1 protein-coding gene is annotated in these 439 nt (G+C 34.9%); it reads left to right on the top strand.

What is annotated here, in order from left to right:
* The first annotated feature begins 81 nt into the window (after window positions 1–81).
* Window positions 82–315: a hypothetical protein gene (locus CN288_RS29270; RefSeq protein WP_176527772.1), complete on the top strand. Its 234-nt coding sequence runs from the start codon at window positions 82–84 to the stop codon at window positions 313–315.
* Window positions 316–439 lie beyond the last annotated feature (124 nt).

Here is a 439-nt window from a genome sequence, read left to right as displayed (position 1 = left end):
GTAATTAAAGAATTCTTTAAAAAACAGGAGTAGGAACGAAGTAAAAAAGCAGCTAGCAAAAGCTAACTGCTCTCTCCAAAAATGATGATTCGATGCATAGATATTATATGCCAAGATATTGGATTTATTCAAGGGGTGATGGATATGAAAAGATATCGTGTGGAATTCACGGAAACAAAATCTTATGAAGCATTTGTGGAAGCTAATAATCATGATGAAGCAATAGCAAAGGTAAGAGATGGGCAAATAGAAGATGAGGAATTGATTGAAAAAGATGTAATCATAGATGGGATGTATTTACAAAGTAAAAGCTAACTGCTCGCCTTTGGGGAAAGGGGAAAAGCCTAATATCGCAGATGAGAATCTGGATGTAAGTATATTATGACCGAGGTTTTGAATTTTATTCAAACAACCAAAAGAGCAGCTAGCAAAAGCTAAC

The sequence above is a fragment of the Bacillus sp. AFS023182 genome, assembly GCF_002560575.1.
In the GTDB taxonomy this organism is placed as follows: domain Bacteria; phylum Bacillota; class Bacilli; order Bacillales; family Bacillaceae_G; genus Bacillus_A; species Bacillus_A arachidis.
This window is presented reverse-complemented; position numbering and strand designations above follow the sequence as displayed.

Coding starts and splice junctions, on each gene's coding strand:
- CN288_RS29270 (WP_176527772.1), top strand. CDS start 82: ATGATGATTCGATGCATAGATATTATATGCCAAGATATTGGATTTATT.